General features: G+C 67.4%; 15 protein-coding genes and 1 pseudogene. 8 read left to right on the top strand and 8 right to left on the bottom strand.

Annotated features, from left to right (window positions below; translation table 11 throughout):
• Window positions 1-591 precede the first annotated feature (591 nt).
• The 3 genes and pseudogenes from JMF97_RS32120 to JMF97_RS28405 form a co-directional block, all read right to left on the bottom strand.
• Window positions 592-1234, bottom strand: a pseudogene (locus JMF97_RS32120) (nucleotidyl transferase AbiEii/AbiGii toxin family protein).
• A gap of 2 nt (window positions 1235-1236) precedes the next feature.
• Complete coding sequence (locus JMF97_RS28410; protein ID WP_203224318.1) at window positions 1237-1803, bottom strand: hypothetical protein; 567 nt, start codon at window positions 1801-1803, stop codon at window positions 1237-1239.
• Window positions 1804-1898: 95 nt separating this feature from the next.
• Window positions 1899-4247: a DEAD/DEAH box helicase gene (locus tag JMF97_RS28405; RefSeq protein WP_203224317.1), complete on the bottom strand. Its 2349-nt coding sequence runs from the start codon at window positions 4245-4247 to the stop codon at window positions 1899-1901.
• A gap of 60 nt (window positions 4248-4307) precedes the next feature.
• On the opposite strand from JMF97_RS28405, the gene JMF97_RS28400 reads away from it, so the two are divergent.
• The 5 genes from JMF97_RS28400 (at window position 4308) to JMF97_RS28380 (ending at window position 8626) form a co-directional block, all read left to right on the top strand.
• Window positions 4308-4619, top strand: coding sequence for a hypothetical protein (locus JMF97_RS28400; RefSeq protein WP_203224316.1), 312 nt, complete (start codon window positions 4308-4310; stop codon window positions 4617-4619).
• A gap of 6 nt (window positions 4620-4625) precedes the next feature.
• Window positions 4626-5774 (top strand): hypothetical protein, encoded by a 1149-nt coding sequence (locus JMF97_RS28395; protein WP_203224315.1) that lies wholly within the window; start codon window positions 4626-4628, stop codon window positions 5772-5774.
• A 255-nt stretch (window positions 5775-6029) separates the two neighbouring features.
• On the top strand, window positions 6030-6872 hold the full coding sequence (locus tag JMF97_RS28390) for an oxidoreductase (protein WP_102656231.1): 843 nt from the start codon (window positions 6030-6032) through the stop codon (window positions 6870-6872).
• A gap of 138 nt (window positions 6873-7010) precedes the next feature.
• Window positions 7011-7895: a helix-turn-helix domain-containing protein gene (locus tag JMF97_RS28385; RefSeq protein ID WP_102656230.1), complete on the top strand. Its 885-nt coding sequence runs from the start codon at window positions 7011-7013 to the stop codon at window positions 7893-7895.
• 203 nt (window positions 7896-8098) lie between these two features.
• Window positions 8099-8626, top strand: a complete 528-nt coding sequence (locus JMF97_RS28380) for a hypothetical protein (protein ID WP_146017412.1) — start codon at window positions 8099-8101, stop codon at window positions 8624-8626.
• 50 nt (window positions 8627-8676) lie between these two features.
• Here the strand turns inward: JMF97_RS28380 and JMF97_RS28375 are convergent, their stop codons facing one another.
• The 3 genes from JMF97_RS28375 to JMF97_RS28365 all read right to left on the bottom strand — a co-directional run bounded on the left by JMF97_RS28375 (window position 8677) and on the right by JMF97_RS28365 (window position 10771).
• Window positions 8677-9558: a DUF5984 family protein gene (locus tag JMF97_RS28375; RefSeq protein ID WP_203224314.1), complete on the bottom strand. Its 882-nt coding sequence runs from the start codon at window positions 9556-9558 to the stop codon at window positions 8677-8679.
• Window positions 9555-10115 (bottom strand): hypothetical protein, encoded by a 561-nt coding sequence (locus tag JMF97_RS28370; protein WP_203224313.1) that lies wholly within the window; start codon window positions 10113-10115, stop codon window positions 9555-9557. Before JMF97_RS28370 ends, JMF97_RS28375 begins: the two co-directional genes overlap by 4 nt.
• A 164-nt stretch (window positions 10116-10279) precedes the next feature.
• Complete coding sequence (locus tag JMF97_RS28365; RefSeq protein ID WP_238360333.1) at window positions 10280-10771, bottom strand: cold shock domain-containing protein; 492 nt, start codon at window positions 10769-10771, stop codon at window positions 10280-10282.
• A 20-nt stretch (window positions 10772-10791) separates the two neighbouring features.
• Between JMF97_RS28365 and JMF97_RS28360 the strand changes: the two genes are divergently transcribed.
• Window positions 10792-11451 carry a class I SAM-dependent DNA methyltransferase gene (locus tag JMF97_RS28360; RefSeq protein ID WP_203224312.1) on the top strand — a complete coding sequence of 220 codons (660 nt, stop codon included), beginning with the start codon at window positions 10792-10794 and terminating at the stop codon, window positions 11449-11451.
• Window positions 11452-11668: 217 nt separating this feature from the next.
• Here the strand turns inward: JMF97_RS28360 and JMF97_RS28355 are convergent, their stop codons facing one another.
• A complete protein-coding gene (locus tag JMF97_RS28355) occupies window positions 11669-12094 on the bottom strand; it encodes a winged helix-turn-helix transcriptional regulator (protein WP_203224311.1) in 426 nt (141 codons plus the stop codon).
• A gap of 142 nt (window positions 12095-12236) precedes the next feature.
• Here JMF97_RS28355 and JMF97_RS28350 point away from each other — a divergent pair, with 142 nt between their 5' ends.
• Window positions 12237-12725 carry an SRPBCC domain-containing protein gene (locus JMF97_RS28350; protein WP_102656221.1) on the top strand — a complete coding sequence of 163 codons (489 nt, stop codon included), beginning with the start codon at window positions 12237-12239 and terminating at the stop codon, window positions 12723-12725.
• A 33-nt stretch (window positions 12726-12758) separates the two neighbouring features.
• On the opposite strand, the gene JMF97_RS28345 is transcribed toward JMF97_RS28350, so the two are convergent.
• Window positions 12759-13538 carry an SDR family NAD(P)-dependent oxidoreductase gene (locus JMF97_RS28345; protein WP_203224310.1) on the bottom strand — a complete coding sequence of 260 codons (780 nt, stop codon included), beginning with the start codon at window positions 13536-13538 and terminating at the stop codon, window positions 12759-12761.
• A 123-nt stretch (window positions 13539-13661) separates the two neighbouring features.
• Here JMF97_RS28345 and JMF97_RS28340 point away from each other — a divergent pair, with 123 nt between their 5' ends.
• Entirely contained in the window at window positions 13662-14342 is a 681-nt protein-coding gene (locus JMF97_RS28340; RefSeq protein WP_203224309.1) for a TetR/AcrR family transcriptional regulator, read from the top strand.
• Window positions 14343-14428: the final 86 nt, after the last annotated feature.

Raw genomic sequence — 14428 nt, 5'->3', positions numbered from 1 at the left:
TCTGCCGGATGAACGACAAGAGCCTCGGCAGGACGTGACAGAACTCGCCTCCACCCCATGAGTCCACGAGGCCACCGGCTCGTTCCATCGCGTCCCAAAATGGCTCAGTCGAGCGGATGATGTCCTCCGCGGTAGCCTGATCGATGTCGATGGCAGCGCAGACAGCCGCCGTCAGCTCCGCGCGAGAGTCGGCGGGCATGTCCTGCAACGGATCATGAGGCATCCGCAGAAGCTACCTCAGGCGACGTCACGCTCATGCCGCTCATCGGGTCGAACGTTGAACCAACATGCGAGCTTCGGCACCAAGATCAGATGATGGGAGACGCCATCCAGGTGACGCACACGGCAGACGATGGCCAACATTCGGGTGCCACCGTGGGTCAACCGGTGCCACGCCAGGTCAACGCGGGTCAGTAATTTCCTAACCCGACGGTCTGCCGGTATCCGCAGGCCGATGACCTGCCGTTTTCCTATCGTCCTGGTGGCGTGCCGGTCGCTTCGCGGGCTCGCTGCGATCGCTTGCCGAAGATCAGCTGGAACGTTGTGGGTCCTGCGGGTGCAGGCTTGACGCTGCCGCGAGTCGGGGCCGAGTCATCGTTTCTCGTCGTCGAGCAGTTCGCGGCGCAACTCCCCGAATCGGCTTCGGAGATTGTCAAGTGCTGGGCCGGTGACACCGTATTGGGTGAAGTCGTCGGGGTCGAGCTGGGTGGCTTGTCCGAGGGCATCGGCCAAGATGCGCGGGTCGAAGCCACGGTCGGCGCGCTGCGCGAGAGCAAGAAGGGCGTCGCGGGTGTAGCGGCCGGATCGGAGGGTGGCGTCGATGTCGATGAAGTCGCGGGCGAACGCTCGCCCGTAGAGGGCGCTCATCTTGTTCGCGACCGCGTCGTCAGGGTGGAGGACCGGTCCGATGGCCATCAGGATTGGTTCGTTGGCGCGCCAGTCCACGCCGAGTTCGACCTTGGAGATCCGCACGCCGTCGGTGACGGCCAGCCGGGCGAAGGTACTGGCGCTCGGTTTCGACGGTAAGGCCGTCGTCTCGGTAGGCGTGGACGACGGCGGTGACTGCGGCGGTGAACTCGTTGCGGCGGTCCCAGGCGGTGAACAGGTCGATGTCCTCGCTGGGTCGCTCGACGAGCCCGGCGGCCTGGACCGCGTAGCCGCCGGCCAGCGCGAAGCCGTATCGATCGGCGGCGCGGAGCCCGGTACGGGCGAGGCGTTCGTGGAAGGGGTCCACCGCTACGCCGCCTCGCTACGGGCCGCGGCGAGTTCGGGGAAGGCTTCCTCCCAGCGCTGGCGGAGCTGGGGTGGCAGCCAGAGATTGGGCCAGAGTCGCCGGAGGAGGTTGGCGTCGAGCCAGGTGTGCAGATCCTCGACCGTACCGGCTTCGGTGAGCACCACCTTGTACATGCTGGCCAGGCGCGCGGGCCGGTTCAGGTCGTACTCGGCGTGCCCGGACCAGTCGAGATGACGCGGAAGCGTCACCGTGCCGTCGGTCGGGCCGTGCAGCGCGGCGAGGGTTTCGGCCACCACGTAGGGCCTCCGGTCACCATAGGGCCGGTAGTCCGCCGGTGGCCGGGGTGATGTGCGGCGCCGGCTGAGATTGGTCGCCCGCCGGACTTCCGGTCGTAGCGCCTGACGGATCGTCTCCCGGCTGTACCCGGTGACCCGCTGCAGATCCACCGGCCGCCAGCCGGCCGCGTGAAACGCCCGCAGTTGCTCGTCCCGCTCGGTCAAGGCAGCCGTCCGCGTCGCCTCGTACCGGGCGACAACCGCATGCAGTTCGTCCTCGGAGAACCGGCCCATACCGGTCAGCCTACTACGCTAGGCCAAGCGCGCTTGGCTTTGGGTCGCATCTCTGTGCCTGGCGGACCAGCCATGGTGATCGCGAGCGGATGCACTCATGTTTTGGTGAAGCCGAGTGTCCGGTATCCGGGCATGCGGCGTGGGAGCGAGGCGGCGAGGATGGGGGTGGCTGGGTCGTGGTAGTCGTGGACCTCGGCGACGTCCTTGCCGGGCGCGGCGCGGATGACGCGGCCGGCGCATTGGACGAGTAGGCCATCGTAGGAGATCGGGCCGGCGAGGAAGAGGGTGTCGAGGGCGGGGGCGTCGAAGCCTTCACCGATGAACGGTGTGGTACCGATGACGAGCAGGCCCTCACCGGCCTTGGCGCCGTCGAGCCGGTCAACGACGGTCCGCCGTTCGCTGGTGCTCATCGCGCCTTGGAGCACGAGTGGCTGGTGTCCGCGTGCGGCGAGCAGGGCGGTGAGGGCCTCGACGTGGGCGACCCGCCGGGTCAGGACGAGACAGTTGCGACCGCGGGTCAGGGCTACGGCGACGTCGTCGGCGATCTGGGTGTTGCGGGGCTCGTCGAGGGCCAGCCTTCGGTGCACCTCGGCGAGCGCGCCGGGCGCGTCCAGGTCGATGTCGCCGGGTTGGAACGTGGTCTCGTGGATGAACAGCGCTCGCCGGGGTCCGGCATCGGCGTGCATCGCGGCCTCGAGGGTGCCTTGTTCTTCGTCGGTCAGGGTGTGGCGGACGGGTCCGAGTTGCCAGGTGACGAGTTGGCTGAGGCCGTCGCGTCGGGTGGGTGTGGCGGTGAGGCCGAGCCAGAACTGCGCGGCGATCCGTTTGACCGAGTGCTCGTACGCGGCGGCCCCGAGGTGGTGGCATTCATCGACGATGACGTGCCCGTTGCCCTGGGTCAGGGTGGCGACGTCGTCGTGCCGCGCGAGGGAGGGCAGCAACGCGATGTCCACTGTGCCGGTGAGCTTGCGTCGGCCGCCGCCGAGTTGGCCGGGCTTGATGTCGAGGAACTGTTGGATGCGGGTGCGCCACTGGTCGGCGAGGGCTTTGCGGTCGACGAGGACGAGGGTGGAGGTGTTGCGTTCGGCGATCACGGCGCAGGCCATGACGGTCTTGCCGGAACCGGGTGGGGCGACCAGGATTCCGTCGTCGTGGGCGAGAAGGGTGCCGACCGCGGTGGCCTGTCTGCTGGTGAGTTCGGCGGTGAACGAGGTGTCGATCTCGGTCCCGGGGTTTCGTACGTCCGTGACGGCCAGCCGTGACCCGGCGTGTTCGACGATGGCGGTGATGGTGTGCCTCAGGCCCCGCGGGAGGACGAGGCGGTCGTCGAGGGTGAGGTCGTAGCCCTGGATGAAGCGTGGGGTGTCCCAGGTGGACTTGCGGAGTCGCTGCAGCTCGTAGAACTTCGGGTTGGCCATCGCGGCAGCGTGCTTGATCGTCGCCAGTGCGGCGGGGGTGAGCTGTCTGGCATCGATGCTCAGCCCGGCACCGGCCTCCGCGTGGACCACCGCAGGTAGCGGTGGATGGACCTGGGTCGCGGCGGACCGGCTCATCGTAGAGACGTCGGCACCGGTGACGGCTTGCTTGGCCTGCCGGGCGACGTGTTCGGCGTCGCCGGGGCTGAGGCGGTCCAGCGTCGACAGGAATGCCCACTGGTCGGCGTACGGCTCGAGGGTGCCGAGGTCGAGGAAGGTGGTCAGTCCGTCCTTGCGGCGGCGGCCCTGCAGCGGTGCGGCGATGAGGTTGCCGAAGCCACCCTCGGGCAGCACGTCCTGGTTGGGGAACAATCGGTCGTACGAGCGCAGGTCCATCGACCCGCGTAGCACCATCGCCTCACGCAGCAGGACCGTGCCCACGGCCCGCGCGGTGGCCGCGGCAACAGCGCCGGTGAAGAAGACCCACACGTGGGCTCCGCGACCCGACTGGGAGATCTCCAACGCAGCCGGCACCGCGCTGGCTCGTGCCGCCTTCAGGTACGCGAGGGCGTCGAGCATCGCCGTGGGCCCGTCGAAGTCGGCCACGACGAAGTGGCAGGTGTTGCCGGGCATCAGTGGGTACAGGCCCATGAACACGTCGCCGACCAGATGCGCCGCGACGACCTCCGCCGTGCGGGGCAGGTGGGTGGCACCCCGCCGGTCCATCCCCTTACGCCAACCGCCGGCGACCGCGGGCATCCACCCGGCAGCGCCGGTACGGGCGTTCTCCCACCGCACGGCGTACACGTCGGCCCGGGCCCGGAACCGGTCGGCGAACAACGCCAGCTTGTCCCGGGTCGGCGAGGCCATGGTGACCAGCCCCGGCGGCTCCACCGGCGCGGACAACTGCTCCGGCGCCGCAGACGTGTCCGCACCGCGCAGCTGCAGCAGACGCGCCAGCCGGGCGTTCTCCGCCCGTAACCGCTCCACCTCCCGCCGAAGATCGACGAACTCCGCCACCGAACCCATGCGACCATCCTCGCGCATCAGGCTTCAAACGCCTCGACACCGGTCCGCTATCATCCGCCGATGGCATCGAAGGGGACCGCCGCGCTGCAGGCGATGATCGAGGAAGCCACCGTCGACGCGTACGGCGACGACGAACAGCTCACCGGCCTGTTCACCATGATCGAGGAACATCTGGCGGTGCCGTTCACCACCACCGTCCTCGGCGTCGAGGTCACCGTGCGGACGATCGACCTGACCGCGGACACCATCGTCGCGGTCTGCGCCCGAGGCCACCACCGGCAGCGGATCGACCTACTCGACCTGCCGCTCCCCACCCCGCCACCGGACGGCGCCGGGTGGATCGACGCTTACCGGCACTGGGCCGGAAGGTAGGCCACGATGAGCGAGTACCAGTACTACGAGTTCACCGCCGTCGACCGGCCCCTCACCGGCCGGGAGCGGGCCGAGTTGCGGTCGCTGTCGACCCGGGCCGACATCACCACCACCAGCTTCGTCAACACCTACGAGTGGGGCGACTTCAAGGGCGACCCGCGAAAGCTGATGGAACGGTACTTCGACGCGCACCTGTACCTGGCGAACTGGGGCACCCGCCAGCTCATGCTGCGGCTACCGAAACACGTGCTGGACCCCGCCACGGTGGCCCGGTACTGCCAGGGTGACAGCGCGGCCATGTGGACCGCTGGCACGCACGTCATCATTGACTTGCATGACGAGGACGAGGACGGCGTCGACGAGTGGGAGCTCGACGGCCACGGTCTGCTCACCTCCATCATCCCGGTCCGGGCCAGCCTCGCCGCGGGCGACCTGCGCCTGCTCTACCTGGCCTGGCTGCGCTGCGTACAGTCCGAGGAGATCGCCGACGACGAGCCCGAACCACCCGTCCCGGCCGGACTGGGCGCCCTCAACGCGCCCCTCACCGCCGCCGCCGAATTCCTGCGCATCGATCCCGACCTGATCGCGGCCGCGGCGGCCGGGTCGACGCCGACCGCCTCCGGCGAACCGACCGCGCAACTACGCACCTGGGTCGTCGGGCTACCCGCAAGGGACAAGGACGCCATCCTGACCGACCTGATCACCAGCGGCGACAGCCATCTACGCAACCGACTGCTGCGTCGTTACCGCGACGCGCATTCCGCCGAGGCGTCTACCCCGACGGCCACCCGTACTGCCGGTCAACTGCTCGACACCGCCGCCGAGTTGCGCGCCGTGCGGGAACGACGGGACGCCGAGCAGCGCGAACGCGACCGGATCCGCCGGGAACGGTCCGCCGCGGCCGCCCGACAACGACACCTCGACACCCTCGCAGTCGACCAACCCGCCGCCTGGCAGCGGGTCGACGAACTCATCGCCACGAAGAGACCCCGCGAGTACGACACCGCCGTTCAACTCCTCGTTGACCTGCGCGATCTCGGCGAACGCGACGGGGACAGCTCATCGTTCCGACACCGGTTGGCCGAGCTACGGGCGGCGCACGCCCGCAAGCCCAGCCTGCTCGAACGCCTCAACCTCGCAGGCCTCGACACCTGACCAAGAGGAGCCTGGCCGGCTTCTGAACTCGAAGACGCTACGCCGGCTCTCAAGGCCATCCAGCCGGGCTGCCCGTCTGCCGAGCGCGCACGGCTCTGCTGCACCCGTATTGGCGGGCCGGGGGCCTTGGCCGTTCCTATGCATATCTTTCCCTGGCTGAGCAGTGCGGACCTGGCCAGCATGAAAGGGGTCGCCACACAGCGAATATCGATCACACGAAGGGACCCATGGTCTCTTCAGTTCAAGGAGCGCTTCATGACTACCTGGTTCATCACCGGCGCCTCGCGCGGTTTCGGCCTGGAGATCGCCCGTCAGGCGCTGGATCGCGGCGATAACGTCGTAGCCACCGCCCGCAACCCCGAGGCGGTGTCAGCGGCGTTGCCCGATCACGGTGACCGCCTGCTCGCGGTCGCGCTCGATGTCACCGTTGAGGAGCAGGCCCGCGCAGCAGTGTCTTGCGCGGTCGAGGCCTTCGGCGCAATCGACGTTCTGGTCAACAACGCCGGGCGCGGCCTGCTTGGCGCGGTGGAGGAGTCCTCCGATGCCGAAGTTCGCGCGATCTACGACACCAATGTTTTCGGCTTGCTCAACGTCACCCGCGCGGTGCTGCCGGTGATGCGTTCGCAGCGCTCGGGCCGGATCCTCAACGTCAGCTCTCTGGGAGGTTTCAGCAGCTCGGCAGGCTTCGGCATCTACTGCTCGACCAAGTTCGCCGTCGAAGGGATCTCCGAGGCCATGCGCGCCGAACTCGCGGGACTGGGCATCGCCGTGACGTTGGTCGAGCCGGGCTACTTCCGCACCGACTTCCTCGATGACCGGAGCCTGCGCACCGAGGGTACCGTGATCGATGACTACGCCGGCACCGCTGGAGCGGTGCGCGGCGCGGTGCCCGGTCTCAATCACGCTCAGCCCGGGGATCCGGTCAAGGGCGCCGCGGCGTTCCTGACCCTCGCTGACGCGGCGAATCCGCCAGTGCGGGCTCAGCTGGGCAGTGACTGCCTCCAGGAGTTGGAGAACAAGATCACCCAGTTGCGTACGGAGTCGGAGGCTTGGCGGGACCTGGCGCTCTCCACCGATTACGACGACGTCCTGGTCTGAGAAGAGAAAATGCACACCTGGGGCAGGTATGCGGCTGTGCCGTTGCGGAGGTGATGAGCTTCGGGCCCCGTCACCTCCGCGAGGAGGCGAAGACAGGGGGGACAGGCGTGGGGCAAGAAATAGGGAAAGAAGGACGCCATGACCGAGCTGGGTGACTATCTGCGATCATGCCGTGCCAAGGTGAGCGCTGAGGCCGCCGGGCTGCCGAGTACCGGTCACCGCCGCGTGCCCGGGCTGCGGCGCGAAGAGCTGGCCATGCTGGCGGGGGTCAGCGTGGATTACATCGTGCGCCTGGAACAAGGCCGCGCGAAGACGGCCTCACCGGAGATCCTTCAGGCGCTGGCGCAGGCACTCGACCTGCGCCCTGACGAGCAGGAATACCTGTTTCGCTGCGCGGCCGACGCCAAAGGCCCCGCAGCACGGGCGAGCCCTGCACCGCCCGACGCGCAACGTGTCTCCACCGCCACCCGGGTGCTGCTGGACAGCATGACCGCAGTGCCGGCCCTGGTGCTGGGTCGAAGGATGGACATCATCGGCTGGAACACTCTCGGTGCCGCGCTCTTCACAGACTTCAGCGTTCTTGCGCCGCAGCACCGCAACCACATCCGGCTGGCGTTCCTCGACCAGCGAGTACGCAGCCTTTACCGCGACTGGGAGACGGTCGCCAAAGAATGCGTGGCCTACCTCAGGATGGATGCCGGCCGCTACCCGCAGGACCCGGCACTGGCCCGTCTCGTCGGTGAGCTGTCCATGAAGGACGAGGACTTCCGCCACTGGTGGTCCACCCACCGCGTTCGCGCACAACGGTCAGGGCGCAAACATTTCCTCCATCCCACCGCAGGGGAACTCTCGTTGGACTTCCAGGTCCTCGATGTGCGCGGCACGACGGATCAAACTCTGCTCGTCTACACCGCGGAACCGAACTCCCGCTCCGCGCAGGCCCTGGCCTTCCTCAGCGGATGGACCCGGACCACTCGGGAAGAACCCGCGGCAAGGCTCACCTCGCACCTTCAGGGGAGCTGACAGGGCCGGGCACGGCGGCAGGCAAAGCTCACAGAGTACGCAGACCAATGGCATCCGCACTCGTCACCGGTGCCCGAGCCCTGAGCAGACCACAGCGACTGATTCGCAGGTAGCAGATGGGCGATGCCCACACAGGTGACTGGTCCCGAGGCCACCCGGTATCGGGACGTGCCGATGAGCGTGCACACCGTATGGTGTCGGCGATGAGCGAGACCGTTGTCCCGGCCACCCGCAATCGGCGCGGCACCATAGCGTTGGTACTCGCGTGCATCAGCCTCGTGCTGTCGCTGGTCATGTGCTGTGGGGCCGGGCTCGTCGCCAGCACCAGCGGATTCGACCTGCTCCCAGTGCAGTCCACGCCGCAGGTCGCCAGCGCCGCTCAGGTGGAAGCGGTCGCTCAGGTGACCCTGCCGCCCGGAACCGTGCTCCTTACCGCCGCCTACAGCAACGGCCTGGAGACTCTGCTGTCGGCGAAGTTTCGCATACCCCGAACCGAGCTCGACGTCTTCATCGCCACGGCGAAGTTCACTGCGGCGCCCGTACCCGGGCTACGGGCAGTCGACACAAAACACAACGTCGGCGGCGGCGACCTGTGGGATCCCGAAGCCGCCAAGTCCGTCTCCGGCATCGATGAAGAGCAACCCACTGCCGACGGCACACGTCGAGCCGTCCTGTTCAACCTCGATGCCCCCGACGCGGTGACCGTCTACTTGTACGCCAGCCGCGGCTGAGCCCTGCGGCCATCCTCTTCTGGCCGCTGGCCGCGTGTTGCAGAACGTGATCAGGTCGCTTTGTTCAGCCTGCCGGTACTGCCGGTGAGCGGATGCTGTTCCCCGGTGCCCGAAGGATTGCCTGGTCTATGGAGGTGTCGGCCCGTGGGAACGTCACCGAGCAGCAGGCGGGCACCTTGGCGGACAGCGTTCCAGTCGGTCTTCGGGGCACGGTCGAGGTTCTTGGCAAGCCAATGCCGCCGGTCTTCGTGTTCCCGTCGCAGGTCGACGAGGTCGATGTCCACACCAGGTAGCCCACCGCGGTGTTCCAGATCCTCGACCCGCTGCCCCATGGCGTCCATCAGCTCACGGTTGAGGATGTGTACGGCTTCCAGGTAAGCGGTGGTCGGAAGGCTGAGCCGGACTGTGGGGTCGGCGGTGAAGCCGATCTCGCCGTCGTCCTCGTGCCGCCAGTCCATGGTGACGTCGTCGCGATCGCTGCAGATGGTGCGCCAGAGCCGGAGCGTGGGAGGGTTCCGCAGGTATCCGAAGTCCAGGTGGTGCTCGCCGTGCCAGACCGCGGCCGTGACGACCGGGTGGTCGGGCACGTCCGCGTTGCCGTCGTCGGGCCGATTCTCATCCGGTTCTTCCACGAACTCGAGCGGGTCACACGTCCACTGCGCGTGGTGGGAGGCGATGAACGGCTGCAGATCGTCGGGCACCGGCTCCAGCACCTCCGGTGTCAGGACGATGAGGTCTTCCCAGAGCCGGGCCAGGTAGTAGTCGATGTAGGGATGCGGGTCGGATTGCCGGGTGCGGCGCAGCAGTTCCTGCCCGCTTGTTTCGAGCCAGTACCAGCCCTCGGTGAGCCCGAACCAGTGCAGGCTTGGCTGGTCGCTGCCCCACGGCGACACCTCGTCCAGTGGGTACAGCTCGAACCGGAACCTGATCATTGAGGCAGTATCCGGCGCAGCTCTGGGGTGTTCTTGTCGGCGCGGAGGTTCAGCAGCGAGATGAGGCGGCGGCGGACTCGTGGATCGTCATTGGTCAGGTATATGTGCAGGCCGATTTCTTGGAAGTCGTGCCGCAGGTCGGTGCACGGATCGTCCTCGACCCCGCTGCCCGCGACGCGGAGGTACGAGCAGTACCAGGCGTCCGCCGCGCCGATAATCTCGTATTTTGTTCCCGTCCGGAGGTATTCGAGAAGCCTTGTCTGAACGCGTCTGCGGCCGAAGGCTGCCAGCGCTGGCCTGATGTGCCATTGGGTGTGGCTGGGGTCGGGTTCGTAGACGGCGGCGCGCATGAGTGGTTCGAACAGTTCCTCGGGCTGCTGTGGCGCGGCCTCCCGCATGATCATGAGGGCTACGTGGCATTGCCAGTGTCGGCGGACCTTCTGGTTGGTGCGCTCGTCGCCGGACGGTGCGGGCGGGTGCGTAAGGCCGAGCAGGTCAAGAACTTCTATGAGTGCCCGCTCGTACCGGTCGTAACGCTCGAAGCGATCCTCGTCCACGGCCAGGGACTCTACGTGGATACACGCTGGCGGCTCAGTCGAAGATGAGCGCCTTGACCGTCACCGCGGCAGTATCCCAATCCAGCCTCCACGGATCTGCCCTGATGGTGCGGTGCCCGATCGACGGGATGCTCGATTATGTGGACGCTGGGTCGGACAGGCTGTCAGCGCCCGCCGCGCTCGGGTGGTTCGTCAAAGGCCAGTGTCATCGTGCTGTGGTACGCGCCGGACTGGGCACTCTCGCTTTGCTGGTCAAGGGGCTCTGTCTCGGTCTTCCACACCTTTACCGCCCGATACGCGAACCCGTCCTGCGCCACCGGCTCGGCGATGAAGGAGACCACCTGTCCGGCAGCGAGCTGCCGGTACCCATTCATGGCGATAGCCGAAAAATGGACCCAACACCCGCCGGGAACCTCGGCCCCATCGATGACACCCCAGCCTTCATCGCCGTGATAGATCCGAACGACTCCTGAGCCGGCCACCCGAACATTCTGCCTGGCGCCCGCGAGCATCGCGAAGTACACCATCCTGCCGACGCACCCGCCTGCCACGGTCCGGTCGTTACGCAATGCAACTTCGCTGTCGCTGGAGTCGAACGTTTCCTTCTGTTTCAGCTCGGCGGCCTGCGGTAGATTCGCCGCCGCGAGGGCCGACAACGGGGAGGGTCAGCGGGGGTATGGACGCCAGTACCGAGGAACTGCGGGACGCGCACGACGTGCTGTCGGAGTGGTACGCGGAGAACCTGGTCGGGGTGTTGGAGAGCATGCCGGTCGAACGCGCGATGCTCGACCTGTTCGCCGAGCTGACCTTGACTGTGGGCGCGGAGGTCGCGGACGTGGGCTGCGGCACCGGCCGACTTCTTCCGTACCTCGCGAGCCGGGGCCTGTCGCCGCGCGGGGTGGATCTGTCGCCAGGGATGGTGCAGGTGGCGCGGCGGGAGCATCCGGGTTTCGGGTACGAGGTCGCCGATCTGCGGGAGTTGCCGTTCAGGGACGCGTCGCTGGCCGGGGTAGTGTGCTGGTATTCGTTGATCTTCCTGGCACCGGGCGCCCGGGTACGGGCGTTCGCCGAGCTGGCCCGGGTCGTGCGGCCGGGCGGCTACCTGGTGGCGGCGTTCAAGCACGGCGACGGGACTGGGCATCGTAACGGTCCTGGTAGCCGCGTCGGCAGTCTTGGCATCGACTTCGATCGGTACTGGCTCTCGGCCCGGGAGATGGAGGACCGCTTCACCGCCGCCGGTTTCGCCCTGGTCTTTCAGGGCGAAGCCCCACCCGAAGACGAGGGGCCCCGGTACGGGTACATGCTGGTTCGCAAGACCGGCTCCGCGAACGCGTAGGGTGCGGGATGTGCTGCCGGCCGGGCGTCGCGATGCGTGACGGGATGCCGGGGTAGGTCGAACGGTCGGTGGGGCCGACGGGCGGATGTCCGCGCCCAGGGAGCCTACGACTTATCTGCGCCCGTACGTCGCGGCGCCGCTCACGGCTTTGCCGATGACAGTGTGGCTGAACTCGACTGAAGATCGTTGTGCGGCAGTCGAGGGTGACAGGGCGCCGCTACGCGTGGGGTGGGGTGACGGTGTTCTCGGCGGATGCCTGGTCGAACTCGTGGCGGTTGCGGAGGATGTCACTCTGGTGGCCACGGACCCAGTGCACGAGTCCGTCCACGGCCTCGCTCAGTGAGCGGCCGAGCGGCGTCAGGGCATATTCAACCCTCGGGGGCACTTGCGGGTATGCGGTCCTGGCTACCAGCCCGTCGCGGGTGAGGGCGCGCAGCGTCTGGCTGAGCATCCGCTGCGAGATGCCGGTGACCTGCTCGTGCAGCGAGGTGAAGCGCAGTGGTCCGGACGCCAGGACCGTGATGGTCAGCAGCGTCCATTTGTCGCCCACCCGCGCCAGCACGTCGCGGACGAGTTCGATCGTCTGGATGCAGTCCGGCGCGACCCCGCGCTGTGCGAGTTCGGTGCCGAGGAGGCTTGTCACGGCTCTCTGTTCCTCGTGCGTCAGTAGCTGACTTCAAAGTGCGTATGGGCGAGCCGGACTAAATCCGCCGGCCGCACGTTTCTTACTGATCGTAACGGACGTGCGGCCACCCCTTTGGTGGCTGTGACAGCGGGAGGACGGCATGGTCCGACACGACACCTTCACGATCTCGCGGCACCTCGACGTGCCGCCGGGCGAGGTCTTTACTGCGTTCGCCGATACCGCGATCAGACGGGGATGGTTCCGGCTTCCTGGCAGCGGGGCTTCATACGAGCACGACTTCCGGGTGGGCGGAGGCGAGACGGCAAGCAGCACCTTCACCGGGCTGGACACGGCGCCCGAGCGGCTGGAGTACCGGTCGCGGTACATCGACATCGCGGACGCACACCGGATTGTCTACGGCTACGAGGCCATCGTCGACGGCGACCTGCGATGGACCTCACTGGTCACCGTCCGGCTGGACGCAGAGACGGACGGCACCCGTCTGGAATGGACCGAGCAGGTGGCGTTCCTCAAGTGCACGGGGGACGGCAGTACGGACCTGGCGCACCTGCGCGGCGGGAGCGTGCTGCGGCTGAACGGCCTCGACGCGGTGCTGCAATCCGTCCGGCAGCGTCAGCAACCGCGGTGATAGTGCCTGCGCTCGCCGTGGTGGCTGCGGGGTTCATGCCGCTTCCTTCTGCAGTGCGGGGCCGAGGAGCAGTCCGCCGTCGATGACATACTCGGCGCCGGTGATGAACGTCGCGTCCGGCGATGTGAGAAACAACAGCAGCGCAGTGATGTCGGCGGGCTGTCCGAGTCGCGGGACGGCGAACGGCTCGGGCGAGTAGAAGTCGGCGATCGCGGTGTCGCTGCCGGCCGCCGGCTCGGTGATGAACGGGGTGGCGACAACGCCGGGGTGGATGACATTGACGCGGATGTTGTCGCGGCCCAGCTCAAGGGCAGCAGTTCGAGTGAGCCCTCGGACCGCCCACTTGCTGGCGACATAGGGCGCGTAGAAGGCAGTACCGCCGATGCCCATGGTGGAAGCGATGTTGATCATCGTTCCTCCACCCGCGCGCCGCAGCGCTGGTGCGGCTGCCTTGATGCCGAGGAACGTGCCGGTGAGGTTGATGTCGAGGATGCGAGCCCACGTGGCCCGGTCGGTGGACTCGATGAGGGCCGGCGGGTTCTGCACCCCGGCATTGTTGACCAGGATCGTGAGCGCGCCGAATGCCTTTTCGGTCTCCGCGACGGCGGCGGCCCACGACTCCTCCTGGGACACGTCGAAGCGGACGAAACGCGCCCGATCTCCCAACTCGGCGGCGAGGCCAGCCCCACGCTCGGCATTTGTGCCGCCGATGACGACGTTGGCGCCTTCGGCATGGAAGGCGCGAACGTGGCTGGCCCCCTGCCCACCAGTGCCACCGGTGACGAGAACGGTTTGATCGGCGAAGCGGGACATCAGTTCCTCCGAGTACGTATGGGGCGACACCCGAGACCAGGTGGCGAGTCGAGCGACTCACCTTGCCGAAGCTACGCCCCTGCAGATGGTGAGTCAACCCACTCGCCTCGCTATGATGGGCGCATGACCCCAGTGCCGTCGGCCTATCACCAGCGCGTGGCGGAGGAGAAGCGCGCGCTCATCGTGCAGGCCGCTACTGAGCTTTTCCTCGAATTGGGCTACGACCGGACGTCACTGGCCCGTGTTGCCGACAGCGCTGGCGTGTCAAAAGCAACGTTGTTCAAGCAGTTCCCGACAAAGGCAGCATTGTTCGATGCCATCGTCATCGACTCATGGGCCGAGAACGACGTCGCCGACGTGCCACCCACCGGTGACCTGACAGCCGGCCTGACGGTTCTGGGACGGCGCTACGCGACACTGGTGAGCCAGCCGGAGATGACCGACCTGTTCCGCATCGTCATCGCCGAACTGCCACGCTTTCCCGAACTGGCCAAGGCGCACTTCTCACAGGGCAAACTGCCGTACTTCGAGACCGTCCGGATCTACCTGGTGGCCGAGCACGACGCGGGAGCCGCAGACATCGCTGACCCGGAGATGGCCGCCACCCAGTTCCTCGGGATGATCTCCAACTACCTGTTCTGGCCGAGCCTTCTGCTGCCGGACTGGACAGTGTCCCCTGCCCGCACGACCGCGGTGGTGGAAGAAGCCGTCCGAACCATGGTTGCCCGGTACGGCACCGATGGTCACCACTGGGACCGCGAGGTCTTTACCGCATCTACCGCAGACGACACGCAGGGCCGCTGAGAAGTCCTGGCAACAGACTCCGCGGCAAGCCCGAGCCTTGCCAGCTGGCAGATTGGTCCTCAGGTACAGGCGCTCTTTCCGACCCC

This window comes from Micromonospora fiedleri, assembly GCF_016774385.1.
Lineage (GTDB): Bacteria > Actinomycetota > Actinomycetes > Mycobacteriales > Micromonosporaceae > Micromonospora > Micromonospora gifhornensis.
The sequence above is the reverse complement of the archived record's forward strand: the minus strand, read 5'-3'. Positions and strand labels throughout refer to the sequence as shown.